This window comes from Pseudoduganella sp. SL102 (assembly GCF_027856995.1).
Classification (GTDB): Bacteria; Pseudomonadota; Gammaproteobacteria; order Burkholderiales; family Burkholderiaceae_D; genus Rugamonas; species Rugamonas albidiflava.
Map to the genome: position 1 here is coordinate 4,951,291 of NZ_CP115554.1, position 24,598 is coordinate 4,975,888.

A 24,598-nucleotide genomic window follows, 5' to 3' on the forward strand; every position below is an offset into this window, starting at 1 on the left:
CAGTGTCGGACACCTTTTTCGGATGAAGCCCGAAAAAAGTGTCCGACACCAGGCATGCGGCCGGCACTGGAAGCATCTGGTGTCAGACACTATCTTCCGGTGCCTCATCCGGATGACGGTGTCCGGCACCGGTTTCGCTCGCTCAGTCGTCGTCGTTCGGATCGAGTTCCGGGAACATCACGCTGGTGAAACCGAATTTCGAGAAATCGACGATCCGCGCCGGATACAGGATGCCGTGCAGGTGATCGACCTCGTGCTGCACCACGCGGGCATGGAAGCCGTCGGCGTCGCGCGAGATCGGCTTGCCGTGCTGGTCGAAGCCTTCGTAGTGCAGCCGCGTGTAGCGCGGCACGCTGCCGCGCAGGCCGGGAACGGACAGGCAGCCTTCGAAGCCCTCTTCCATCGCGTCGGACAGCGGCGTGAGCACGGGGTTGATCAGCACCGTTTCCGGCACCTGCGGCGCGTCCGGGTAGCGCGCGTTCGACTTGAAGCCGAAGATCACCACCTGCAGGTTGACGCCGATCTGCGGCGCGGCCAGGCCGGCACCGTTGGCCGCATGCATGGTGTCGAACATGTCGGCGATCAGTGCGTGCAGCGCCGGTGTATCGAAGTCGCGCACCGGGTCGGCCTGGCGCAGCAGCCGCGGGTCGCCCATCTTGAGGATTTCGCGGACGGTCACATCGCCTCCCGCGCCTGCGCCACGAATTCGGCGAATTCGGCGCCCGTTTCCGGGTGCTTCAGGCCCATCGCCACGGTGGCCTTCAGGTAGCCGAGCTTCGAGCCGCAATCGTAGCGCTGGCCTTCGTAGCGATAGGCCAGCACGCGTTCGTGCCGCAGCAGCGCGGCGATGCCGTCGGTCAGCTGGATCTCGCCGCCGGCGCCCTTGCCCACCTGCTCGAGGAATTCGAAGATGCGGGCCGACAGCACGTAGCGGCCGACCACGGCCAGCGTGGACGGCGCCTTGTCCGGCATGGGTTTCTCGACGATGCCGGAGACCAGCTCCAGCCGGTCGCGATACGGCGACGCGCTGACAATGCCGTACTGCCGCGTGTTCTCGCGCGGGACTTCCTGCACCGCCAGCAGGCTGGCCCGCTCGAAGTCGTAGCGCTCGGTCATCTGCGCCAGCACCGGGCGGATGCCGTCCGGCGTATCCATGAAGTCGTCGGCCAGCAGCACCGCGAACGGATCGTTGCCGACCACGGGCCGGGCGCACAGCACCGCGTGCCCCAGGCCCAGCGGCGCCGACTGGCGGATATAGATGCAGTTGACGTTCTTCGGGATCACGTTCTGCACCAGCTCCAGCAGGTGCCGCTTCTGGGCCGCCTCCAGTTCCGCTTCCAGCTCGTACGCCGTGTCGAAATGATCCTCGATGGCCCGCTTGTTGCGGCCGGTGATGAACACCAGGTCCGTGATGCCGGCCGCCACGGCTTCCTCCACCGCATACTGGATCAGCGGCTTGTCGACGATCGGCAGCATTTCCTTCGGCTGCGCCTTGGTGGCGGGCAGGAACCGGCTGCCGAGGCCGGCAACGGGGAAAACGGCTTTGCGGATATGGTTCATCTGTGGTTCTCGCTCAGTCACGGCAGGAAAACCGGTGACAGGCACCAATTTCCGGGAAATATTTCAAAACAAATGGTGCCTGTCACCGTTTTTCACCGTCTCTACTGAGACCTTCCTGACAGGTGTGCCTGTCGCGAATCCTGCGCAACTATTTGCCCAGCAGCGCCAGCAGGCGCGCTTCGTCCAGGATCGTGACGCCCAGTTCCTCGGCCTTGGCCAGCTTGCTGCCCGCTTCGGCCCCGGCCACCACGTAGCTGGTCTTTTTCGATACGGAGCCGGAGACCTTGCCGCCCGCCGCTTCGATCATGGCGCCGGCGGCGTCGCGCGACAGCGTGGGCAGCGTGCCGGTGAGCACGAACGTCTTGCCCGCCATCGGCCCTTCGTCGCCGGCGGCCGCCGCTTCCGGCAGTTGCGCCAGCAATTCGGCGCGCAGCGCGGACAGCGCCATCAGCTGGTCCCGGTTGGCCGGCACCGCCATCCACTCTTCGAGCGACGCGGCGACGGCGGCCGGCAAGCCGAACACGGTGAACACCTTCAGGAACGCCAGCGATTCCAGCGTGCGGCCATCGGCCAGCAGCTGCCTCGCCCGCGGCTCCGTCAGTTTCGGGATGCCCAGCGCGGCCAGCAGCGCCACTTCGTCGAGCTTGTCGCGCAACTGCGCCTTCGGGGCATGCTCGCCCTGCGGCGCCACGCCGGCGGCCAGCAGCGCGTCGATGGCCTGCTGGTTCTTCTCTTCGGCGAAGAAGTCGGCGATCGATTCGGCCACGGTGCCGCCGATGTCCGGCAGCACGCGCAGCAGCGCGGCCGGGGCGCGGCGCACCAGTTCGAACTTGCCGAGCCAGTCGGCCAGCGTCTTGCCGGTCGATTCGCCCACGTGGCGGATGCCCAGCGCGAACAGCAGCCGTTCCAGCGGCGGTTTCTTGCTCGCTTCGATGGCGGCCAGCAGGTTGTCCGCCCACTTGGTGGCCACCTTGCCCTGCTTGACGGTTTCCGGCGTGGTGCCGTCGCGTTCATCGGCGGCCAGCTTCATGCGCAGCAGGTCGTCCAGCGTGAGCCGGTACAGGTCGGCCACGCCGTGCACCAGGTTGCACTCGACCAGGCTGTCGATGTAGCGGTCGCCCAGGCCTTCGATATCCATCATGCGGCGGCCGGCGAAGTGGCGGATCGCCTCCTTGCGCTGCGCCGCGCAGGTCAGCCCGCCCGAGCAGCGCGCCACGGCCTCGCCTTCTTCGCGCACCACATGCGAGCCGCAGACCGGGCAAGTGTTGGGCAGCACGTACGCCGCCGGTTCGGGCGTGGGGCGCTTGTCGAGCACCACGGCCAGCACCTCGGGGATCACGTCGCCTGCGCGCCGCACGATGACGGTATCGCCCACCCGTACGTCCTTGCGGCGCACTTCATCCTCGTTGTGCAGCGTGGCGTTGGTGACGGTCACGCCGCCGACGAACACGGGCACCAGGCGCGCGACCGGCGTGATGGCGCCGGTGCGGCCCACCTGCACTTCAATGGCCTGCACCGTGGTCAGGGCTTCCTCGGCCGCGAACTTGTGCGCCAGCGCGAAACGGGGCGCGCGCGAGCGGAACCCCAGCGTGCGCTGGTCTTCCACGCGGTTGACCTTGTAGACCACGCCATCGATCTCGTAAGGCATCGCCGGGCGCGCCTTGCCGACCCGCGCATAGAAGGCAAGCAAGCCATCCTTGCCCTGCACCACTTCGCGCTCGCGCGCCACCGGCAGGCCCAGGTCGGCATACCAGTCCAGCAGCCCCGAGTGCGTTTCCGGCATGTCCATGCCGACCAGTTCACCGATGCCGTAGGCGAAGAAGCGCAGCTTGCGCTGCGCCGTGATGCGCGAATCGAGCTGGCGCAGCGCGCCGGCGGCGGCATTGCGGGGATTGACGAATTCCTTCTGGCCGGCCGCGCGCTGCCGTTCGTTCATGGCCGCGAAATCGGCCTTGAACATGAGCACCTCGCCGCGCACTTCCAGCACCGCGGGCAGGCCGTCGCCCCGCAGGCGCAGCGGAATGGCCTTGATGGTGCGGATATTGGCCGACACATCCTCGCCCGTGTAGCCATCGCCGCGCGTGGCCGCCTGCACAAACACGCCGTTCTCGTAGCGCAGGTTGACGGCCAGGCCGTCGAACTTGAGTTCGGCCGCATAATCGATTTGTACCGCATCGAGCCCCTCGCGCACGCGGCGGTCGAAGTTCTCGATATCCTCGTCCGTGAAGCCATTGTTCAGCGACAGCATCGGCACCGCGTGCGTGACGGCGGCGAACTGCCCCAGCGGCGGCGCGCCGACCCGCTGGGTGGGCGAATCGGGCAGCGCCAGCTCGGGATGTTCCTGTTCGAGGCGCTGCAGCTCGGCGAACAGCTTGTCGTACTCGGCGTCCGGAATGGTGGGCGCGTCGAGCACGTGGTAGGCATGCAGGTGCCGGTTCAGTTCCGCCGTCAGCCATGCGGCCCGCGCGGCGGGGCTATCGAGGTCTTTGCTCATTGCCGGTCAAATCAATCAGTTAAACAGGCGCAATGCGCGCGTGGAACCGGCGGGGATATCGGACGCTTCCATGTCGGCGTAGAATTCCTTCACCTGCCCGGCGATTTCGGCGATCGACGCATCGGACAGCGGCTGGTTGTAGTCGTCGACGATGATCGCATCCAGGCGCTGCACCAGCGACTTGGCGCAGGCGATCATGGCGCCGAAGCCGTCGCGCGCCGGGGCCACGCAGGGCACGTCCAGCAGCAGCGTCAGGCGGCCCGTGGTTTCCTCGGCCGGCGAGACGTTGGTGGACAGCGTGAACAGCTGGCCGCCTTCGCCGTCCGACATCACGAACCGGCCATCCGGGCGCAGGTCGAAGCCCTGCTTTTCCAGCGCACCGACCAGCGTGGTCACATCCCACGGCGCGCCGTTGGCGGCCAGGTTGACGCCCAGCTGGGCATCGTGGGCGGCCACGAAGCGGTGCAGGTTGCGCGCCTCGGCCATCACTTCCATCATGTCGGGGATCTGCGGCTCGGCGCCGATCTCGTCGGACATGGTGCGCAGGCGCGTCACCAGCTCGGAATATTCCAGTTCGTTCAAGGCCGTGGTGCGGCTGGCCAGCTGCACGCCGCCCTGCAGCTTGGTGTACACGGTGCCGTAGCGGATCGGTTCCCAGTCGCCGGACACCGCCAGGCCCACGTAGTGCACCGGCTTGTTGCCGACCAGGCGCAGCTTCTGCAGCACCGGCAGCAGCTTCTCGCCGCGCAGCGGTGCGGCCATCTCCAGCGGGAGCAGGCAGTCGATCAGCGGATCGACCAGCGCCGTGGCCAGTTCGGACGGCGGCACGGCCGCGTCGGCGCTGCGCACCGGTACCGCGGGCTCGATTGCCGGTGTTGCAGCAGGCGCAGGAGCAGGAGTCGGAGTAGGAGGAGCGGGAGCTGGAGCAGGCGCCGGAGCGGCAGTCGAAGCAGGAGCGGCGGCAACGGGCGCGGCTGGCGTCACCGGAGCCGCGGGGGCGGCAGGGGCCAGCGGCTCGGCAACGCCGGCAGGCACGTCGACCGACGGCTCGAGGCGCTGCACGTCGTCCGCGACCACGCTCGGCGCCACCGTGTCCTCGTGCGGCGGCTTGCCGTAGGCGCCGGAGCCGGCGTCGACCATCGGCAGGTCGCCCAGCGTGAAGCTCGGTTCCGCGCGCGCCGTCACTGGAGCATGAGCCTGCGCATGAGCGGGTGCATGAGCCGGCGCATCGTCATGGGTATGGAGCGGCGCATGCGCGGCATCCAGCGCGGGGTCGATGCCCCCCGCATCGAAGGCCGGTTCCTCGGCGCGCATCAGCACGTCGTCGTGCTCGGACGCGAAGGCCCGCTCGACGCTCTTCTTGGCCTTGTGCTCCTGCCACTTGTTGTAGATGAATACGCCGGCGACGAACACGCCGGCGGCTGCGATCAAACTGGTCTGAAAATCTGTCATGCTGCTTGTGCCTCGGTAGCGAAATTGGCGGCGGCTTCCATATCCACCGCCACGATGCGCGATACGCCCTGCTCCTGCATCGTCACACCGATCAGTTGAGTGGCCATCTCCATCGCAATCTTGTTGTGCGAGATGAAGAGGAATTGGGTCTGGTCGGACATCCGTTTCACCATCCTGCAGAAACGTTCCGTATTGGCGTCGTCCAGCGGTGCATCGACTTCGTCGAGCAGGCAGAACGGTGCCGGGTTCAGCCGGAACATGGAAAACACGAGGGCCGTCGCCGTCAGCGCCTTCTCGCCGCCGGACAGCAGGTGGATCGTCGCATTCTTCTTGCCCGGCGGTTGCGCCATCACCTGCACGCCGGAGTCGAGGATCTCGTCGCCCGTCATGATCAGTTTAGCCTGTCCGCCGCCGAACAGGATCGGGAACAGTTCGGAAAAGTGTCCGTTGACGCGGTCGAAGGTTTCCTGCAACAGGTCGCGGGTTTCCTTGTCGATCTTCTGGATCGCATCTTCCAGCGTGCCGATCGCTTCCAGCAGGTCGCCGTTCTGCGCATCCAGGTAATTCTTGCGTTCGGAAGCCTGGGCCAGTTCGTCGAGCGCGGCCAGGTTCACGGCGCCCAGCGCGGCGATGGCATTGGTCAGCCGCGTGACCTCGGCCTGCAGGTACTGCGCCTTCATGTCCGGCTGCAGTTTCGCGGCGAGCGCCTGCTCGTCGGCCTGGGCTTCGGCCAGCTGCTGGGCGAACTGTTCCTGGTTCAGCCGCGCCGCCTGTTCCTTCAGCTGCATCTCCATGATGCGGTCGCGCTGCGGCTGCAGGCTCCGCTCGCCGGACATGCGCGCCTCTTCGGCGTGGCGCAGCTGCTGGCTGATCTGGTCCAGTTCGTGGCGCGCATCGGCCAGCGCGCGTTCCTGCTGGGTGCGGCGGTCGAGCAGTTCCTGCAAGCCTTCCTGCGCGGTGCCGGACACCAGGCCGGCCAGTTCCAGCTCGCCGGCGCGCAGGCTTTCGGCCACCTGGGCGGCCTGCGTGGTGGCGGTGGCGATGCTGCGGCGCAGTTCGTCGATGCGGCTGCGCGCGGATTTTTCGGCGAACTCCGCTTCCTGGGCGCGCCGCTCCAGGTCGCGCAGCGCCTCGCGCGCATCGGCCAGCCGGCCCTCGATTCGCAGGAAGCCTTCCTGCCCCTCCCCGTGCGCGCCCTGCAGTTCGGCCAGCTCCATGTCGAGCTGTTCGAACTTTTCTTCCGACTCCAGCCGGGCCTGCGCCTGCTCGGCTTCCTGCGCGGCGATTTCGGCGAGGTCGCCCTCGATCTGCGTGCTGCGCTGGGCGAAGCGGGCCTCGATCTCGGACAGCTTCACCACGTCCAGCTGCACGGCATGCACGGACGAGGTCAGCGAGGCGTTCTTCTGCCGCAGCTCGGCCAGCAGGCGCGCGTGGTTCGTCACCGCCGCCTCGGCCCGCGCCGCGCAGGTACGTGCTTCCTCGGCCAGCAGTGCCTGCGCGCGCAGCTGCTTGCCGATATTCTCGATCTCCTGCTGGCGGCCCAGCATGCCTTCCTGCTCCGAATCGGCGGCGTGGAAGCGCACGCTCGACTGTGTGATGACGTGGCCCTGGCGCGTGACGAAGCAGGCGCCCGCCGGCAGGTGCGCGCGGTTGGAAAATGCCTGTGCCGTATCCTCGGCCACGAACACATTGTGCAGCCAGTCCTGCAACACGCCGCGCAGGCCGGGATCGTTCAGCTTCAGCAGGTCGAGCAGCGGCTTGAAGCCCACCGGCGCGGCAGCGGCCGGCGCGGTGGTGACGGGCGCAACGATGGACGCTGAGTACAATGCCAGCTTCGCCGGCGGCACGTCGCCCATGAAGTGTTTTGCCCAGTCCAGGTTCGACACCTGCAGCGCACCGGTGCGTTCGCGCAGCACCGATTCCACGGCCGCTTCCCAGCCCGGCTCGATGGCCAGCTGCTGCCACAGGCGCGGCAACTCGTCCAGACCGTGCTTCTTCAGCCATGGCACGACCTTGCCCTGCGTCTGCACCCGCTCCTGCAACTGGCGCAGCGCGTTCAGCCGCGCTTCCAGCTGCGCGCTGGCCGCCGTTTCGGCCTGCACGGCCGCTTGCGCGGCGCGCCGTTCTTCTTCCAGGCGGGGCTGCTGCTCCAGCGCCTCTTCCAGCTGCATGCCCACTTCTTCCAGGGCCTGCTGTTTTTCCTCCAGCTGGTAGCGCAGGTTTTCCAGGTGCGCCGCATCGGGCATCGCCAGCCCGTTGCGTTCCTGCTGCAGCCGCTCGCGCCGCGTCGCCAGGCCGGAGAGGATGTTCGAGGCATTGCGCTGGTGCGCCGATTCCAGCTCCAGCTGCTGCTGCACCTGCATGATGCGGGCGCGCGATTCGGTCGCCTTTTCCTGCCCGGCGCGCCACTCCGCTTCCAGCAGCGGCAGCAGTTCGGCCTTCTGCTCGGCCAGCATGCGCGATTCCTCGACCTTCGCGGCCAGTTCTTCCAGGTTGAATTCAGCTTCTTCGACCTGGCCGCGGTATTCCCCGGCCTGCTTCTGCCATGTGTCGCGCTGCGCCGTCAGGGTGCCGATCTGCTGCTGCAGCCGCGCACGCGCTTCCACGACATACTTGATCTGCGCCTCGAGGCTGCCGATGTCGGCATTGGTCTGGTACAGGGCGCCCTGCGCGGTGTGCAGGCGGTCGCCGACGGCGAAGTGGGCCTGCCGCATCTGTTCCAGCGTGAGTTCCACGTTGCGCAGCTGCGCCGTATCGCGTTCCAGGTCGGTCTGCGCCTGCAGCACGTCCGCGAACCAGCGCGCCTGCTCGGCCTGCGCCTCGTTGCGGCGCAGCAGCCACAGCAGCTTCTGCTTCTCGTCCTGTTCGGCCTGCAGCTGGTGGAAGCGGGTGGCGATGGCGGCCTGGCCTTCCAGCTTTTCCAGGTTGCCGGTCAGCTCGCGCAGGATGTCTTCCACGCGCAGCAGGTTGTCGCGCGTGTCGTGCAGGCGGTTTTCCGTTTCCCGGCGGCGTTCCTTGTACTTCGAGACGCCGGCGGCTTCCTCGAGGAACACGCGCAATTCTTCCGGCCGCGATTCGATGATGCGGGCGATCATGCCCTGGCCGATGATGGCGTACGCGCGCGGCCCCAGGCCGGTACCGAGGAAGATGTCCTGGATATCGCGCCGGCGCACCGGCTGGCTGTTGATGTAGTAGGTGGACGTGCCGTCGCGCGTGAGCGTGCGCTTGACGGCGATCTCCGCATACTGGCCCCACTGGCCGGAAGCCTTGCCGTCGTGGTTGTCGAACACCAGTTCGACCGAGGCGCGGCCGGCCGGCTTGCGGTGCGTGGAACCGTTGAAGATCACGTCCTGCATCGATTCGCCGCGCAGCTCGGAGGCTTTCGATTCGCCCAGCACCCAGCGCACCGCGTCGATGATGTTCGACTTGCCGCAGCCGTTCGGTCCCACCACGCCTACCAGCTGCCCGGGCACCTGGAAATTGGTGGGATCGACGAACGACTTAAATCCCGACAATTTAATGGAAGATAGACGCACGAAGGAGAATGTACTTTGCCCGACTGTTGTTCGCCCGGCAGGCTGTTTGCAAAGGCGCCTATCATACCATCGCGCGCAACGGGTCTGGACAAAATCGCACTATTGCGCGCGAGGCACCTGGCAGGCACCAGCGCGGCAACCAGCGCCGTGCCTAGATGGCTTGCCGAAGCTGGGGCAGGCGCACGCGGTGCGGCGCCAGCTTCCAGGTGCGCTTGGCCGGTTCGTTACCGGACAGCTGCATGGCCACCTCGCGCACCCACTGTTCGGCCGGTACCGGCTTCGTGAACGGCATCACGAGCACCAGCGGCACACACAGCGCGACCAGGATGCGGCCCACGACGGCCGGCTGTTCGCTGCGCGCCGTCAGGATGAACGCCGCGGCCACCGCGAGGCCCACCGCGCCGCCCAGCACCACCTCGGACATCGAATGGGCCAGCACCGGCACGCGGGAAAGGCTGATCAGCCCGGCCAGCAGCACGCCGGCCGCCAGCGCCGCGTGGCGAACCATCGGGCGCGCCTTCAGGAACATCAGGTAGAAGACCACGGGATAGACGGCGCAGGCGCGCATCGCATGGCCGGACAGGCCGGCGAACTTCCACTCGGGGATACCGATGCCCCAGCCATACCAGGCGACCTTGGTGGCGACCACGAGCAGCATGCCGATGCCGAACAGCAGGCACCACGACAGCGACAGGCGCCACGTGCGGCCGGCCAGCAGCCACACGGCCACGGCGATGCCCAGCGGTCCCGTTACACTCATGCTGCCCAGCACCGACAGCGCCATCCACCACCACATCATCTTCGGTTCCTTGTCATCGCCTGCTTGTCGTTTGCACTGATTGTCGTTTGCACTGCTTGCCGCCTGTACCGCTGGCCGGCCGCATCCCGCATGCACTGCGGATCATTGCCACATGGCAATTATAGCACCGCCCGCCATGCCAGGAATGGAGCCGGCAGCGTAGTCACTCTACATTAAGTTCTTCTTAAACTTGCCTTTTTTGCCACGACAACGCGCGGCCCCGGTCATTCTGACGGGCCGCACCGCCGGCATTGGCGGCTGCGACAAGCACCCGCATCACGCGGCGACGGCGGGGTCGGTATCGGCATCGTTTACCGCCAGTGCCCGCGACAGCGCACGCACCACCACGCCTTCGGCCTGCAGCACCGTCGCCGTGCCGGCATTGAGCCGCCGTACCAGATCCTGTGCCGGCAGCGAAAACGCTTCCTGGCGCGTGCCGCTGGAAAAGATGTACAGCGAGCGCAGCGGGCTGATCCAGGCGAGCTTCACCTTGCGCGACACGCCCTCCTCCGTAAAGTCGAACCAGGTGCCGCGCGCCAGGCCGGCCAGTTCATCTTCCGGTGCGGTCCGGGCCACCCCGGCCGTTCGAGGCGCTTGCGCCGCGCGGGCAAGGCGGCGCTCCGCGGCCAGCTGCGTGGCCTGCACGGACAGTTCCAGGCGCCGCTCGGCCGGCATGTCCAGCGGCGCACGCACGATCGACGCATGGCAATCGGCCAGTTCGGCAAAGAAGCGCAGCCGGTCGGCATCCTGCCACTTGATGACGTCGAGCCAGCGGTTCAGCGTGGCAAGCAGGCCGGGGAGTTTCGCGATCAGCGCCTTGCGTTCCTCGGCCCCCAGCTTCGGCCGCACGCTCCACAGCAGGTCGTCCATCGCCTGCGTGGCGTGGCGCACGGCGCCGGGCTTGTCGTCGTCGATGCTGTAGGCCACGGTCAGCACGTCGGTCCACTTGTTTTCCAGGAAGGCCTCGACCACCGCCACCACCTCGCCGGTGCCGACACGCAGGGCCACCGCATCGCGCGCGGCGCGCCGCGCAGTCGCGGTCTTTTCCTGCTTCAGCGCGCTGGCCACCGGCACCGCGAGCGCCGCGGCGGCATCGGCCTCTTCCACTTTCAGTGCGGCTTCCAGCTCGCGCACGGCCTGGGCGAAGGCAGTGGTGGCCGCATCGCCGTCGCGGGCGGCCAGGTCGACGCTGCGGCGCATGGCCTGGAACTGCGGGTCGTCGCGCCGCTCCGCGCCCGCCAGGCTGCGCTCCCAGCCCATGCGCGACAGCAGTTCGAGCAGGGTGCGGGCCGGATGCTCGGCCTGGAAGAAGAATTCCTTGTCCGCCAGCGCCGCCTTCAGCAGGGGCAGTTGCAGCAATTGGAGCAGCTCGCGGCTCTCCGGCGAAATCGCCTGGTCGCCGGACACGGTCTCGAAGACGGCACCCAGCAGGTCGATGGTGCCTTCGTCGGCACGCGACAGCATGCCCCGTGGCGCGGCGCGCTTGAGCGACGCCAGCGGGGCGGCGTTCGCGCCCTGCCCCGTCGGCATGCTTGCCAGCCATTCCAGCAGGCGGGGATCGAGCGCCGCCGCCTGGCCGCTGGTTGCGCCACCTGTTAGCCCACTTGATAACCCGCTTGCTTGCCCCTCTGGTTGTCCTGATGTTTGCGCGCTTGCTTGCCCGCCCGCCCGGCCGCCCTGCGGAGCCCCATCGGCGCCGGACTGCCCGAAAAACGCCCGCAACTGGCTGGCCAGCCGGGCTTCGCGCCGGGCGTCATGCGCCTGTGCCTGGATGTCTTGCCGCGCCCATGGCCGGCGAACCGGCCCGGCCACCACGCCATGGTCTTCCAGCGCGCGATCGACGGCGCCGTAGATACCGCCGAGGTCATGGAAGCAGTCCCCCTGCAGCAGCGCCAGGACGGCGGCCCCACTGGCCTCTTCGCCATCGAAGGCGCTCCACGCCTGGTGCAGCGCGGCGATGAACACCTCGGGTCGGAACGGATTGACGCGCAGCGCGTGGCGCTCGAACAGGCGGGCCAGGCGGGCATTCAGCGTGGCGAGCGCATCGGCGTGCGCGGCATCGAACGGCCTGGCCATGGCGGCAAAGGCGACGCGCTGGTCCATTTCCTCGTACGGCACGAGCGCCAGCGGCAGATCCGCTTCACGCGATGGACGCGGCTGCGGCGCCAGTTGCGCCAGCTCCTCGCGCAGGACCCGTTCCAGCACGCCGAGTGCGAGCGGCAGGAGCGTTGCGTGGTCGCGCAGCAGGCTGGCGGCGCGAAGGCGGTCGCGTGAATCGGCCGCGGGCGGACACGGCTCCAGCAGGCGTGCCGCCAGCATCGTACAGAACGTGGAGAAACCAGCACGCACTTCCCGCAGCACGATGCCGATCGCTTCTTCCAGCACGGCGTGCCGCGGGCTGACGGCCCTCGGTGGCATCGTGGAGCGGGTGGCAGTAGGCATGGCAGCGGCGGGAACGTGGGAAGCCCCCATTCTGCCACATACTTTCCACAAAGCAATAGCTCACGGGAAAGTATCGACGATTATGTGGCGCGCTCGTCCATGCTTTGGTACGGCTGAGCTCGCAAGTCCTTGTATTGTCGAGTTTTATTCTCGTGCTACAAGGCCTTGTCCTACAGGGCTTGACGGTTAATTCCGATATCCGGGGGCTGATCAAAAACGCATCATTTCGCTACCGGAAACGCATCCGCGAATTGCGACGCACCAGTGCAAACGCTTTCGCCCATGCGCCTTCGGGCCGTGACCCCACTCCAATCGAAAGGAAAGCAAAATGGCCTCGAATCAGAAAAGCGGTGGCAACAAGCAGGGTTCTTCCTCTTCCGGCAGCTCGAAGCAATCCGGCAACCAGGGTTCCCGTTCCGGTGGCACCCAGGGCGGCACGCCCGAGCAGCACGCCGAGGCTGGCCGTCAAAGCCACAAGAACGACGGCAAGAAGTCCAGCTCGCGCGGCAAGTAACTACGCACCGGCAGGCAACGTCGCGCCGGCACGGCCGCCGAGCGGCTGGCATCCGCAACGGGATGCCTCACCATGAGAAGGGCTTGGAAGGGTAGCGCCATTCCAAGCTCTTTTCTCGTCCACGCTCGTTTCGGGCTCGCTTCCCGGTCATGCCCCCGTCCGGCCCGAACGTGCTCAGATGTTCGTGACGCGCTTGCCTTTCGGCGGGCGGAAATTGCGCACCTCGTTGATCAGCTTCACCTTCGCGGCATCGTGCGCGGTCAGGTGCAGGTCGGCATGGGCATGCACGAGCCAGTGCTCGTCCGACAGCTGCACGTGCTGGCGCAGGATCGACTCCGTGCGCGCATCGTCGGCCTGCAAGCCTTCCACAATGATGCGCAGCGCATCGGGCCGGGCGCCGGAGGGCGCGCTGGCATGCGACTTGTGCACCATGAAACGCCCGGTTTCACTGGCATAGCGCTCCTGCCCCGCCAGGAACAGGATCACCGCGATCGACGCCACCGCGCCGCCGTTGTACATCACGATCCTGATCGGCAGGTTCGACAGGTAGTTGTACAGGCACAGGCCATCGCTGACATAGCCGCCGTTCGACTGCAGCAGGATGTGGGCAGTCTCCACGCCATCTTCCGTCATGTCCGCCACCGCTTCGAACACGCGGTGCACCATGTCGCTGTTGACGTCACCCGACAGCGTGAACCACGCCGCGCCATCCAGCTTTTGCTTATCCTCGCTCATGTTTTTTTACCCTCAAAGAACGCTGTTCGCCATTCTAGCCCACGGTCTTTTTTTAGGCCGCACGACCGGGCGCGGGTGGCGATGCCGGGCATTGCTGAGAATTACCATTGCCTGCGCCGCTGCAAGACTAGCGGACCACGCCGCCGATGCCTGCCGTCGGCATGGCATCGTTGCCCCTGCCAGATTGACACCCCCTCCCACTTAACTTATAGTCCCGATCCTCGACCGGGAGAGCGCAGCGCCCAGCTGCCGCCGAAGGGGCAACACCCAAAAACTCTCAGGCATCAAGGACCGGTCAGGGGTCGCAGCGCCAGCAATGTGCGCGCGGCCGAAACTCTGGAGAGCGGCACGCTTGCACGGTAACCGGTAAGCTTGCCCACCGAAGGGGCGTGCGGCGTCGAGTCATCGAACCGCTATCTCTCAGGTACCGAGGACAGAGGGGTAACGAACAACAGTGGAAAAGCTGTCCGCTTCTTCCGTGCCAGTGCGTGTCATTGCGTGGCTGTTGTGCTGTTAACCCCAACCGAAGTCCGAGGCCCCATGACGCTCAAAGCTACTCCCCTCAACGCAGCCCACCGCGCCCTCGGCGCCCGCATGGTCGATTTCGGCGGCTGGGACATGCCCGTCAACTACGGTTCGCAGATCGAAGAACACCACGCCGTGCGCAGTGACGCCGGCATGTTCGACGTGGCCCACATGTGCGTGGTCGACATCGAAGGCAGCGACGTGCGTGGCTTCCTGCGCCGCCTGCTGGCCAACAATGTCGACAAGCTGCAGGTATCGGGCAAGGCCCTGTACTCGTGCATGCTGAATCCCGAAGGCGGCGTGATCGACGACCTGATCGTCTACTTCTTCACCGAAAACCGGTTCCGCCTGGTCGTCAACGCCGGCACCGCCGAGAAGGACGTGGCGTGGATGCAGGCGAAGAGCGACGAGTGGCAGGCCGGCCTGACCATCACGCAACGCCGCGACAACCCCGCGAATGCCATGGCCCTGGTCGCCGTGCAGGGCCCGAATGCCCGCGCCAAGGTCTGGGAACTGATCCCGCAGGCGAAGGAAGCCACGGCGGAGATGAAGCCGTTCAACGTGGCCATCGTCAAGGACACCGCGTTCGGCGAAGCCATGGTGGCGCGTACCGGCTACACGGGTGAAGACGGTTTCGAGATCGGCGTGGCCGCCACGCAGGCCGAAGCCCTGTGGAACGCGCTGGCCGCCGCCGGCGTGAAGCCGGCCGGCCTCGGCGCGCGCGACACGCTGCGCCTGGAAGCGGGCATGAACCTGTACGGCCAGGACATGGACGAGACGGTGAACCCGCTGGACGCCGGCCTGGCGTGGACCATCGACCTGGTATCGGAGCGCGACTTCGTCGGCAAGGCCGCCTTGCAGGCCAAGGGCCAGAACGCCCAGTTCGTGGGCCTGATCCTGCGCGAAAAAGGCGGCGTGCTGCGCGCCCACCAGAAAGTCATCGCGGCCGATGGCGCCACCGGCGAAATCACTTCCGGCACCTTCAGCCCCACGATGCAGCAGGCGATCGCGCTGGCGCGCGTGCCGATGGGCGTGCAGGTGGGCGATACCGTACACGTTGAAATTCGCGACAAGAAGCTGGCCGCCACGGTGGTGAAACTGCCTTTCGTGCGGAACGGTAAAATCCTCGTCGCCTGAACAGGCCTGACCTCCCCAACAACACCACCAATCTGGAGCAACACATGAGCAACATTCCCGCAGAGCTGAAGTACACCGAATCCCACGAGTGGATCCGCAAGGAAGACGACGGCACGATCACGGTCGGCATCACCGAATTCGCCCAGGACGCGCTGGGCGACATCGTCTTCGTCGAATTGCCGAAAGTCGGCAACAGCTACACCGCGGGCGACGATGCCGCCGTGGTGGAATCGGTGAAGGCCGCTTCCGACATCTACGCTCCGGTGTCGGGCGAAGTCACCGCCGTCAACGACGCGGTGGCCGGCGCGCCGGAATCGATCAACGCCAACGCCTATGACGCCTGGCTGTTCAAGATGAAGCCGGCCGACGCCGCCGCGATCGACGCCCTGCTGGACGCCGACGCCTACGGCAAGAACACCGCTTCCTGATACCGCAATACGGGGCCGGCCCCGCATTGGCCCTGCCTTGGCCTTCCGCATCGGCCCCCGCATCGGCCCCATCTAATCCGGCCCCCTTATTGGCCCCTTATTGGCCCAAGAGACCCTTCATGACCCGTACCAGCCTGACCCAACTCGAAGCGCGTGACGCCTTCATCGCCCGCCACATCGGCCCGGACGCCGCCGAACAGCAGCAGATGCTCGACACGCTCGGCTATGCCTCGCGCGCCGCGCTGATCGACGCGATCGTTCCGGAAAATATCCGCAACCGCGCCGCCCTGCCGCTCGGCCAGTTCGCCGAGCCGATGCCGGAACAGGCCGCGCTGGCGAAGCTGAAAGGCATCGCGGCGCAGAACAAGGTCGTGAAGTCGCTGATCGGCCAGGGCTACCACGGCACCTTCACGCCTGGCGTGGTGCTGCGCAACATCTTTGAAAACCCGGCTTGGTACACCGCCTACACGCCGTACCAGCCGGAGATCTCGCAAGGCCGCCTGGAAGCGATCCTGAACTTCCAGCAGGCCATCACCGACCTGACCGGCATGGGCATCGCCAACGCGTCGATGCTCGATGAAGGCACCTCGGCCGCCGAGGCGATGACGCTGCTCCAGCGCGTCGGCAAGTCGAAATCGAAACTGTTCTACGTGGCGAATGACGTGCTGCCGCAGACGCTGGAAGTGATCCGCACGCGCGCCGAACCGCTGGGCATCGAGGTGCGCACCTTCGATCCGGCGGAACTGGCCGGCGTGAGCGATGCCTTCGGCGTGCTGCTGCAGTATCCGGGCGTCGACGGTTCCGTGCGCGACTACCGCGCCGACGTCGAAAAAGTGAAAGCCACCGGCGCCATGATCGTCGTCGCCGCCGACCTGCTGGCCCTCACGCTGCTCACGCCTCCGGGCGAATGGGGTGCGGACGTGGTGGTCGGCAACAGCCAGCGCTTCGGCGTACCGCTGGGCTTCGGCGGCCCGCACGCCGGCTACATGGCCACTCGCGACGAGTACAAGCGCTCGATGCCGGGCCGCCTGGTCGGCGTTACCGTCGACCAGCAAGGCAACATGGCATACCGCCTGGCCCTGCAGACGCGCGAACAGCACATCCGCCGCGAGAAGGCCACGTCGAACATCTGCACCGCCCAGGTGCTGCTGGCCGTGATCGCGTCGATGTACGCGGTCTACCACGGCCCGCAAGGCCTGGCGCAGATCGCCACCCGCGTGCACCGCTACACCGGCATCCTGGCCGGCAACCTGCGCACGCTGGGCTACCGGATCACCAACCAGACGTTCTTCGACACGCTGACGATCGCCACCGACCGCGCCGAGGCACTGCATGCCGCCGCCGTCGCCAACGGCATCAACCTGCGCCGCATCGATGCGAGCCACGTGGGCGTGTCGCTGGATGAAACGGTCGACCGCGGCACGCTGGCCGCCCTGTGGGCCGTGTTCGCCACCGGCGCAGGGAAGGAAAACGCCGATGCGCCCGACTTCGCCGCCATCGAGGAATCGGCCGAAGATGCCTTCCCGGCCGAACTGGCGCGTGCTTCGGCCTACCTGACGCACCCGGTCTTCAACCGCTACCACAGCGAAACCGAAATGCTGCGCTACCTGCGCTCGCTGGCCGACAAGGACCTGGCGCTGGACCGCACCATGATCCCGCTCGGTTCGTGCACCATGAAGCTGAATGCCACCAGCGAGATGATCCCTGTCACCTGGCCCGAGTTCTCGAACATCCACCCGTTCGCGCCGGAAGACCAGACCGTGGGCTACCGCGAAATGATCGGCCAGCTGGAAGAGATGCTGTGCGCCGTGACCGGCTACGCGGCCGTGTCGCTGCAGCCGAACGCCGGTTCGCAGGGCGAATACGCCGGCCTGCTGGTGATCCAGAAGTACCACCAGTCGCGCGGCGAGGGCCACCGCAACATCTGCCTGATCCCGTCGTCCGCGCACGGCACCAACCCGGCATCGGCCAGCATGGTCAACATGCAGGTCGTGGTCACCGCCTGCGACGAGAACGGCAACGTCGACCTGGCCGACCTGAAGGCCAAGGCCGAGCAGCACAGCAAGAACCTGGCGTGCGTGATGGTCACCTATCCTTCCACGCACGGCGTGTTCGAGGAAGGCATCAAGGAACTGTGCGAGATCGTGCATTCGCACGGCGGCCAGGTGTACATCGACGGCGCCAACATGAACGCGCTGGTCGGCGTGGCCGCGCCGGGCGCGTTCGGCGGCGACGTGTCGCACCTGAACCTGCACAAGACCTTCTGCATTCCGCACGGCGGCGGCGGACCGGGCGTGGGCCCGATCGGCGTCGGCGCGCACCTGGCGGAGTTCCTGCCGAACCAGCGTTCCACCGGCTACCAGCGCAATGAAAAAGGCATCGGCGCCGTCTCGGCCGCCGCCTACGGTTCCGCCTCGATCCTGCCGATCTCGTGGATGTACATCGCCATGATGGGCGCCGAAGGCCTGACCGCCGCGACGGAAACGGCGATCCTGAACGCGAACTACATCGCGCGCCGCCTGGCGCCGCACTATCCGGTGCTGTACTCGGGCCACGACGGCCTGGTGGCGCACGAGTGCATCCTGGACCTGCGCCCGCTGACCGATGCCACCGGCATCAGCAACGAGGACGTGGCCAAGCGCCTGATGGACTACGGCTTCCATGCGCCGACCATGAGCTTCCCGGTGCCGGGCACGCTGATGATCGAGCCGACCGAATCGGAAGCCAAGGCCGAGCTGGACCGCTTCATCGAGGCGATGATCGCCATCCGCGGCGAGATCGCCAAGGTGGAAAGCGGCGAATTCGACAAGGCGAACAACCCGCTGAAGTTCGCGCCGCACACCGCCGCGGTGCTGACCGCCGACGAGTGGGACCGCCAATACAGCCGCTCGCAGGCCGCCTACCCGCTGGCGTCGCTGCGCAAGCAGAAGTACTGGCCGCCGGTCGGCCGCGCCGACAACGTGTACGGCGACCGCAACCTGATGTGCGGTTGCGCGCCGATCAGCGCCTACGAGTAAGCGCTCGCGCCTGTTTCAACTATAAAAGCCGTCCGCCGCCAGGCGGGCGGCTTTTTGCGTTTACCAGTCGGCCGCCACCAGTTCGCTGCCATACAACTGGCCATCCATCGTGAAGCGCTGCACTTCCAGCCTGCCCTCCTCGATGGCGGCGGCATGGATGAACTGCCCGGCCACGGCCAGCACAGCGCGCCGCCGGGTCAGGCGGAATGGCGGATTCCACGCGCCGCGCCGCGGCCGCACCAGCATCCACAGGGCGCCGCCGGCATCGGCGTAGGCGAGATAGTCGGCGCCGTCATGCACGTGGCCCCACAGCAGCCTGGCGCCGGCGACGCGCGCCACCGTCTGGGGCGGGGTGTTGCCGCCCCGGTAGACGACGATGCGTTCGCCCGCCGCGTACAGGTCCGGCACGTTCGGCTGCGCGCCCGGGGCCAGCAGCACGCTGTCCACATGGGGCGGCAAGTCCGGGTAATCGAGCGTCACGTACCAGCCGAACGGGTCGCACAGCGGCGTGAAGCGCAGCGAACTGCCCTTGCCGTAGGCATGCAGCACCCAGATGCCCGGCTGCCGGTAATTGCCGATCGCGCATGCCCGCGCAGGCGGCAGGTCGAGCGGGCGCATCGTGTGCAGCGGCGCCGCCGCGTTGCAGTACCAGGTGGCCGCGCCCGCGTGCACCAGCAGCAGCGGCGGCGCGCCGGCTTGCAGGGGGCCGAACGCCACGTGGGTGACCAGGGTAGCGGTTGGCAGCCCGGGGGCGACCGGCAGGTGCCGCATGGTGTGCAGCCAGCCCGCTTCATCCTGTTGCACGGAAATGCCGGTGCCGATGCGCAGGTTGCACCGGCCGGCAGCATTGCAGACTGCCAGCGCGATGCTGAGCGTGCCGTCCGGCGCCTGCCGCACGTCGGCGCAGCGCACGGTCGCGCCATCGGGCAACCCGGCCGACAGGTCGGTGTCGGACCAGGCCCCGGTGCCCATGTGCTGCAACAGGCGCAGCCGGCCGGCGCCGTCCACGCCGAAGACCACCGGCAGGTTGCGGTCGCGCACGATGAACAGCGGCCGGCGCTCCGCCATCCCGGCGTGCAGGGTCAGGTTGACCATGGCGCCCTGCCCTAGGCGAATTGCGGCACGGACCGGGCCAGCGGCGGTTCGATCGCCGCGGCCAGCCGGCTCACCAGCTGGTCGCGCACCGCGCCCAGGGAGGCACCGCCCTGCTCCCAGTCGCGCGTCAGCCGCCGCACGTCCAGCAGGCGGGCCAGCGGGTCGGCGCCGGGCCAGGGGCCGCTGCGGCCGGCATCCATGCGCGGGGCCGGCCGGCTTGCGCGGGTGATGACGTTGACCCGGCCAGCTGCCGTAACTATCAGTTGCAATCGCAGCGACCAGCGCTGCGTCAGCCTGGCCCATCCGGCGCCCAGGTCGCAGGCCCCCTCCGTGACGGCGTCGCGTTCATAGCAGGTCTGCAACGCGTGCAAATCGACGGTCAGGCGCGGCACGCCGGCCATGTCCGGCTGTTCGGACAGGTAGATGTCATAGCGGCGCTCCTGCTCCGAGATGCGCTGGTGCACCACCGCCCCGCCGGTCCGCCATGCCAGCAGCGCATGGTCGCGCCAGGTCCACCCCCGGTCCGTGGCCACGAAGCAGGGCTCGCCCCACACTCCCGCCGGCACGCCGGAGCGTCCGCTTTCGCTCCCCAGCGGGTCGACCACGGCGGCCGGCGGCAGCGCAAGCGCGACCGGCCATGCCGCGAGCCGGGCTTGCAGCGCATCGACCAGCAAGGGTTTCAGGTAGCGCCGCGGGAAATCCGCCAGGTCGAAGGAGTTGTAAGAATTTGACATCTATTTGTTATAGAGAAATGTTAAGATGGGGGTCGATCAGTTAGCAAGACTGTAGTCACCCAGCCGCGCGGGCGCCTTCCGGAAATCTTCCGGAAGAGTCAAGCCACTGATTCATATAAGAAAATAATTTCGGGGATGTCGATCGAATGGCTCATCGCGGGTTTCGCTTCGGCGACTGGCAAGTGGAGGTGGCAGGCAATTCCTTGCGCAATGGCGACACGCGCGTGGGCCTGGAACCGCGCGCCATGGACGTGCTGCGCTACCTTTGCCGCCATCCGCATGCGGTCATCCCGCCCGAGGAATTGCTGGAAAAATGCTGGGGCACGCCTGAACTGGGCGACAACCCGGTGCACAAGGCGATCGCCCAGTTGCGCAAGGCGCTGGGCGATTCCAGCACGGCGCCGCGCTATATCGAAACGGTGCGCAAGCGCGGCTACCGCGCCATCGCCGACGTGGTGGAAGAGGAAGAAGCTCCCGGCGGCTGGGACCAGGGCTCGCCGTTCCGGGGCCTGGCCGCGTTCGAGGAAAGTCACGCGGCGATCTTCTTCGGCCGGGTGCAGGCGGCCACGCGGCTGCGCCAGACGGTGCTCGACCAGGTCGATGGCGGCTGCGCGATGGCGCTGGTGCTGGGGGCTTCCGGGTCCGGCAAGACTTCGCTGGTACGTGCCGGCCTGCTGCCGCAACTGATGGTTACAAGCGGCGGGCTTGTCGCCCTCGACTGCACGCTGCACATGGATTGCGCGGACCTGGGCGGCAGTGGCCTGCTCGGCGCGCTGGCCGCCGTGCTGCTCGACGCGGAACGCAGTGACGCCGAATGCGGCAACGCCCTGCTGTTCGACGGCCTCGATGCCGCCACGCTCGGCCAGCGGCTGCGCGACGAGCCGGCCGCCGTGGCCGCGCACCTGGCGCTGGACGGCCCGGCCCGGCTGGCCGTGTTCGTCGACCGGCTGGAAGCCGTGTTCCGCACCGCGGACAGCGCTGCCGACCGCGCGGCATTCTTCCAGGCGCTGGACCGGCTGGCGCGTGCCAACGTGCTGGTCGTGCTGGCCTGCCGCAACGATTTCTATCCCGAAGTGATGGCCGTGCCGGAACTGATGGCGCTGAAAACGCGCGGCGGCCATTTCGACGTGGAGCCGCCCGATGGCGCGGCCATCGCGCAAATGGTGCGCGAACCGGCGCGCGCCGCCAGGCTGGCGTTCGAGCGGGAAGCCGATACCGGCGCCAGCCTGGACGACGTGCTGTGCGACGCCGCCCGCGCCAGCCCGGACGCGCTGCCGCTGCTGCAATACTGCCTCGATGAATTGTACCGCCAGCGCGGCGACGACGGCTTGCTGCGCTTCGACGTGTTCCGCCAGCTGGGCGGCATCGAGGGCGCGCTGGGCGTGCGTGCCGAGCAGGTCGTCGCCGCGCTGCCCGCCGCACAGCAGGCCGCGCTGCCACGCGTGCTGTCGCTGCTGGTCTGCATCGGCGAGGAGCAGCATGCCGTCACGGCGCGCCGCGCCCCCTGGGCGTTCTTGCGCGATGGAGCCGAGCGCGATCTGGTCCGCGCATTGGTGGAAGCGCGTTTGTTCGTCAGCGAACTGGCCGGCGACGTGCCCGGCTTCGGCGTGGCCCATGAAGCGCTGCTGCGGCGCTGGCCCCGCATCGCGAACTGGATCGAAGTCCACCGGCAAACGCTGCAGGTGCGCACGCGGATTACAGCGCAGGCGGCGCGCTGGGCCGCGGCCGGGCGCCCGCGCGACCTGCTGCTGCCGCCCGGCATCCAGGCCAACCAGGCTCGTACCGTACTGGCTTCGGCCGACATTTCCCTGTCCGCGCAGGAAGCCGAGTTCGTCGACGCGTCGCTGCGGCGGGTCAAGCTGGGCGAGCGCATTCGCATGGCGGTGGTGGCGGTGATCGCGCTGCTGGCAATGCTGGCGGGTGTACTTGGCCTGACCGCGCGGGCCGCGCAACAGGATGCGGACCGGCGCCGCGCCGACGCCGAAGGACTGCTGGGCTTCATGCTCGGGGATTTCGCCGACAAGCTGCGGCCGCTGGGCCGGCTCTATTTGCTGGACGATGTGAGCAAGCGCGCGCTGGCCTACCTTGCCCGTGGCACGCACGACGGCGATCCCCGGACGGCGGTGCAGCGCGCCAAGGCGCTGCAGGTGATCGCCGAAGTCGATATCGCGCGTGCCAAGCCGGATTCCGCCCAGACCGCGCTGCTGGCGGCCCGCGGCATTCTTTCGCAACAGCTCGCGCGGGTGCCTGACGACAAGGCAGCGCTGAAGGCGCAGGGGGCCGTGGCGTTCTGGCTGAGCAAAATTCATCGCAACCGGGACGACTGGCCTGTCGCGCTGAAATATATGGAGCAATACCGCGACTTGAGCCGCAAGCTGGTGGCGCTCGATCAGAGGGACCCGGATAGCCTGCTTGAGCTGTCGTATGCGCACAATGGCATCGGTAGCATCCAAATCAACTTGCGCGATTTCACTTCAGCCGGTGCGGCGTTCAAGGAGTCCATTCGTTTGAAACGCGCCGTCATCGACGCCAAACCAGAGGACGATTCCCTGGTGATGAGCCTTGCTAATTCGTATTCCTGGCTAGCAAAGACAACCGCAGCCCGCGGCGCTTTGAAAGAAGCCATGACGCTATACGAAACCGAGCGCCAGCTAATCCATCCAGTGCTCGAACGCCATCGAACGAATGCCGCATGGGGAGTCCGGCTCGCCTTGGCCGTGTCCCACATTGCCGAGATGGAGCAGGCGCTTGGCCTTGCCACCAGCCAGGACAGGTGGCAGGAAGCGCAGCGGATTATGGGTACATTTGCTGCGATGGATCCCACCAATTTGGCATGGCAGCGTTATTTGTTTGTCATAAATGCCAAATCGATTTACCTGACATCGTTCACTGCGCCGAGCAGGGCGCTCGTGGAACTGCGAGACTTGCGCCGAGCGGTAGCTCGTCTCGCCGCTGCGGATCCAACACAAGGTGAGCTGAGCCGCCTGCGCGTGCAACTGGACATTTATCTCGCCAACATCCTGGTCCGCATGACGGACATTGACGGCGCTGCACGGGTGCTCGATCCGACCCTTGACAGGCTGCGTATCGCAGTCGCGCCCGGGGACAAGGACATGTCGCTGCGCCTTCAGTTTGCTGACGCGCTGCTCGTACATGCCGATATCCTAAAGAACCGTCGGCAAGGCCGGGAAGCAGTTGCGGCCTGCAGAGAAGCGGCTGCGGTGCTGGCACCGGCGCGGCAACCGAGCGCGGAATACTTCATCCTCGCCGCCGTAGTACAGGCACATCGCTGCATGGGAGAAGAGGACTCGGCGCGCACAGAACGGCAGAGGCTGTCGGACATCAACTTTCGCGATCCATGGTATCGCCACCAGATTTCATTTCACCCACCACAACAGGAGTAACCGTAATGACTGAAAAGAACAAGCCGGCACCGGAAGAAAAGAAAACCGGTAACAAGAACGAGACGCCCGCTCCCACGGCCGAGTCTACGCCGACCTCTCCAGTTGTACCAACCGCGATGTTGATCCCGGAAGATCCTAACGAGCCAACGGTCAAGGGCTGATGGCGTGACGATCGCCACCGAATGGCCAGCTGAGATCTACGGCCAACGCACCAATGGCCGTGTCCTGACGCTGAACGATGTCGACATGGTGCCGAAGACCTTTTTCTTGACGTTTCGACTTGCAACGGAATTAGCGGCGCAACCGGTCAGGATCAGCACCTCAGACTTGTAGAGCCGCCCAGAGCGCAGCACATCGTGAGCAAAGGTACCTCATTGCTCGCGATATTCTGCAGTGAATTCACCTCAAAAACCAATAACCTGTTTATGAAAAAATCGATCACCACTCTCATCCTGGGCATTGCCACTGCAGGCGCCTTCACGACTACCGCCGCCGCGAACATCGCTGCCGGCACGAGCTTCCAGGCTCCGGCCCATGCGCAGCAGGCCACCCCAACCCCTAACGGTCCGAAAGCCGGACCGAAAGAAGAAGTGGAAAATGAGCCGGGTACTACGGTAATGCCGGAAGATCCTAACGGCCCCGTGGTCAACGGTTGATAGCGTGACGCAAGCCAGATGCAGCCTGGCTTGCACCTGGCGGCTCATCCGCATCGCGCCAGTTGAGCTG

The 24,598-nt window shown here is 66.9% G+C and carries 18 protein-coding genes and 2 riboswitches; of the genes, 8 read left to right on the forward strand and 10 right to left on the reverse strand.

Translation table 11 applies throughout. The features are described from left to right. Positions 1 to 142 precede the first annotated feature (142 nt). From def to OU994_RS20905, 7 genes are all read right to left on the reverse strand, one after another. Positions 143 to 679, reverse strand: a complete 537-nt coding sequence (gene def / locus OU994_RS20875) for a peptide deformylase (RefSeq protein ID WP_281607496.1) — start codon at positions 677 to 679, stop codon at positions 143 to 145. Continuing rightward, the gene (galU, locus tag OU994_RS20880; protein ID WP_131145264.1) at positions 676 to 1,560 is read right to left on the reverse strand and encodes a UTP--glucose-1-phosphate uridylyltransferase GalU; all 885 of its coding nucleotides are present in this window, start codon (positions 1,558 to 1,560) and stop codon (positions 676 to 678) included. Before galU ends, def begins: the two co-directional genes overlap by 4 nt. A 148-nt stretch (positions 1,561 to 1,708) precedes the next feature. Beyond that, on the reverse strand, positions 1,709 to 4,054 hold the full coding sequence (ligA, locus tag OU994_RS20885; RefSeq protein ID WP_281607497.1) for an NAD-dependent DNA ligase LigA: 2,346 nt from the start codon (positions 4,052 to 4,054) through the stop codon (positions 1,709 to 1,711). A 15-nt stretch (positions 4,055 to 4,069) separates the two neighbouring features. After that, the gene (locus OU994_RS20890) at positions 4,070 to 5,506 is read right to left on the reverse strand and encodes a cell division protein ZipA C-terminal FtsZ-binding domain-containing protein (RefSeq protein ID WP_281607498.1); all 1,437 of its coding nucleotides are present in this window, start codon (positions 5,504 to 5,506) and stop codon (positions 4,070 to 4,072) included. Further along, positions 5,503 to 9,042, reverse strand: coding sequence for a chromosome segregation protein SMC (smc, locus tag OU994_RS20895; RefSeq protein WP_281607499.1), 3,540 nt, complete (start codon positions 9,040 to 9,042; stop codon positions 5,503 to 5,505). Before smc ends, OU994_RS20890 begins: the two co-directional genes overlap by 4 nt. A gap of 151 nt (positions 9,043 to 9,193) precedes the next feature. After that, entirely contained in the window at positions 9,194 to 9,841 is a 648-nt protein-coding gene (locus tag OU994_RS20900; RefSeq protein ID WP_131145260.1) for a phosphatase PAP2 family protein, read from the reverse strand. A 276-nt stretch (positions 9,842 to 10,117) separates the two neighbouring features. After that, a complete protein-coding gene (locus OU994_RS20905; protein WP_281607500.1) occupies positions 10,118 to 12,283 on the reverse strand; it encodes a DUF1631 family protein in 2,166 nt (721 codons plus the stop codon). A gap of 328 nt (positions 12,284 to 12,611) precedes the next feature. Here OU994_RS20905 and OU994_RS20910 point away from each other — a divergent pair, with 328 nt between their 5' ends. Continuing rightward, positions 12,612 to 12,797, forward strand: a complete 186-nt coding sequence (locus OU994_RS20910; RefSeq protein WP_131145259.1) for a hypothetical protein — start codon at positions 12,612 to 12,614, stop codon at positions 12,795 to 12,797. A gap of 174 nt (positions 12,798 to 12,971) precedes the next feature. Here the strand turns inward: OU994_RS20910 and OU994_RS20915 are convergent, their stop codons facing one another. Next, entirely contained in the window at positions 12,972 to 13,532 is a 561-nt protein-coding gene (locus tag OU994_RS20915) for an ATP-dependent Clp protease proteolytic subunit (protein WP_131145258.1), read from the reverse strand. A 216-nt stretch (positions 13,533 to 13,748) separates the two neighbouring features. Further along, positions 13,749 to 13,836, forward strand: a riboswitch (glycine riboswitch). A gap of 22 nt (positions 13,837 to 13,858) precedes the next feature. Beyond that, positions 13,859 to 13,979: riboswitch (glycine riboswitch) on the forward strand. A 93-nt stretch (positions 13,980 to 14,072) separates the two neighbouring features. Between OU994_RS20915 and gcvT the strand changes: the two genes are divergently transcribed. The 3 genes from gcvT (at position 14,073) to gcvP (ending at position 18,639) form a co-directional block, all read left to right on the forward strand. After that, complete coding sequence (gene gcvT, locus OU994_RS20920) at positions 14,073 to 15,194, forward strand: glycine cleavage system aminomethyltransferase GcvT (RefSeq protein ID WP_281607501.1); 1,122 nt, start codon at positions 14,073 to 14,075, stop codon at positions 15,192 to 15,194. Between the two features lie 44 nt (positions 15,195 to 15,238). Then, a complete protein-coding gene (gene gcvH / locus OU994_RS20925; RefSeq protein ID WP_131145249.1) occupies positions 15,239 to 15,622 on the forward strand; it encodes a glycine cleavage system protein GcvH in 384 nt (127 codons plus the stop codon). A gap of 119 nt (positions 15,623 to 15,741) precedes the next feature. Then, complete coding sequence (gcvP, locus tag OU994_RS20930) at positions 15,742 to 18,639, forward strand: aminomethyl-transferring glycine dehydrogenase (RefSeq protein ID WP_281607502.1); 2,898 nt, start codon at positions 15,742 to 15,744, stop codon at positions 18,637 to 18,639. Positions 18,640 to 18,699: 60 nt separating this feature from the next. Here gcvP and OU994_RS20935 read toward each other — a convergent pair whose 3' ends face one another. Continuing rightward, entirely contained in the window at positions 18,700 to 19,734 is a 1,035-nt protein-coding gene (locus OU994_RS20935; protein ID WP_281607503.1) for a hypothetical protein, read from the reverse strand. Positions 19,735 to 19,745: 11 nt separating this feature from the next. Beyond that, a complete protein-coding gene (locus OU994_RS20940; RefSeq protein ID WP_281607504.1) occupies positions 19,746 to 20,468 on the reverse strand; it encodes a hypothetical protein in 723 nt (240 codons plus the stop codon). A gap of 146 nt (positions 20,469 to 20,614) precedes the next feature. On the opposite strand from OU994_RS20940, the gene OU994_RS20945 reads away from it, so the two are divergent. Genes OU994_RS20945 through OU994_RS20960 form a run of 4 tightly spaced genes read left to right on the forward strand, consistent with a single transcriptional unit; the run spans position 20,615 to position 24,528 of the window. Then, complete coding sequence (locus tag OU994_RS20945) at positions 20,615 to 23,872, forward strand: winged helix-turn-helix domain-containing protein (protein ID WP_281607505.1); 3,258 nt, start codon at positions 20,615 to 20,617, stop codon at positions 23,870 to 23,872. A 5-nt stretch (positions 23,873 to 23,877) separates the two neighbouring features. Next, entirely contained in the window at positions 23,878 to 24,033 is a 156-nt protein-coding gene (locus OU994_RS20950; RefSeq protein WP_281607506.1) for a hypothetical protein, read from the forward strand. 4 nt (positions 24,034 to 24,037) lie between these two features. Further along, positions 24,038 to 24,205, forward strand: coding sequence for a hypothetical protein (locus tag OU994_RS20955; RefSeq protein WP_281607507.1), 168 nt, complete (start codon positions 24,038 to 24,040; stop codon positions 24,203 to 24,205). Positions 24,206 to 24,228: 23 nt separating this feature from the next. Then, a complete protein-coding gene (locus tag OU994_RS20960; RefSeq protein WP_281607508.1) occupies positions 24,229 to 24,528 on the forward strand; it encodes a hypothetical protein in 300 nt (99 codons plus the stop codon). The last annotated feature ends 70 nt before the right edge of the window (positions 24,529 to 24,598 follow it).

Excerpts from the sequence above, each read along its gene's own strand:
- galU (WP_131145264.1), bottom strand. The coding sequence starts at position 1,560 with ATGAACCATATCCGCAAAGCCGTTTTCCCCGTTGCCGGCCTCGGCAGC.
- ligA (WP_281607497.1), bottom strand. The coding sequence starts at position 4,054 with ATGAGCAAAGACCTCGATAGCCCCGCCGCGCGGGCCGCATGGCTGACG.
- OU994_RS20890 (WP_281607498.1), bottom strand. The coding sequence starts at position 5,506 with ATGACAGATTTTCAGACCAGTTTGATCGCAGCCGCCGGCGTGTTCGTC.
- OU994_RS20900 (WP_131145260.1), bottom strand. The coding sequence starts at position 9,841 with ATGATGTGGTGGTGGATGGCGCTGTCGGTGCTGGGCAGCATGAGTGTA.
- OU994_RS20905 (WP_281607500.1), bottom strand. The coding sequence starts at position 12,283 with ATGCCTACTGCCACCCGCTCCACGATGCCACCGAGGGCCGTCAGCCCG.
- OU994_RS20910 (WP_131145259.1), top strand. The coding sequence starts at position 12,612 with ATGGCCTCGAATCAGAAAAGCGGTGGCAACAAGCAGGGTTCTTCCTCT.
- OU994_RS20915 (WP_131145258.1), bottom strand. The coding sequence starts at position 13,532 with ATGAGCGAGGATAAGCAAAAGCTGGATGGCGCGGCGTGGTTCACGCTG.
- gcvT (WP_281607501.1), top strand. The coding sequence starts at position 14,073 with ATGACGCTCAAAGCTACTCCCCTCAACGCAGCCCACCGCGCCCTCGGC.
- gcvH (WP_131145249.1), top strand. The coding sequence starts at position 15,239 with ATGAGCAACATTCCCGCAGAGCTGAAGTACACCGAATCCCACGAGTGG.
- gcvP (WP_281607502.1), top strand. The coding sequence starts at position 15,742 with ATGACCCGTACCAGCCTGACCCAACTCGAAGCGCGTGACGCCTTCATC.
- OU994_RS20935 (WP_281607503.1), bottom strand. The coding sequence starts at position 19,734 with ATGGTCAACCTGACCCTGCACGCCGGGATGGCGGAGCGCCGGCCGCTG.
- OU994_RS20940 (WP_281607504.1), bottom strand. The coding sequence starts at position 20,468 with ATGTCAAATTCTTACAACTCCTTCGACCTGGCGGATTTCCCGCGGCGC.
- OU994_RS20945 (WP_281607505.1), top strand. The coding sequence starts at position 20,615 with ATGGCTCATCGCGGGTTTCGCTTCGGCGACTGGCAAGTGGAGGTGGCA.
- OU994_RS20950 (WP_281607506.1), top strand. The coding sequence starts at position 23,878 with ATGACTGAAAAGAACAAGCCGGCACCGGAAGAAAAGAAAACCGGTAAC.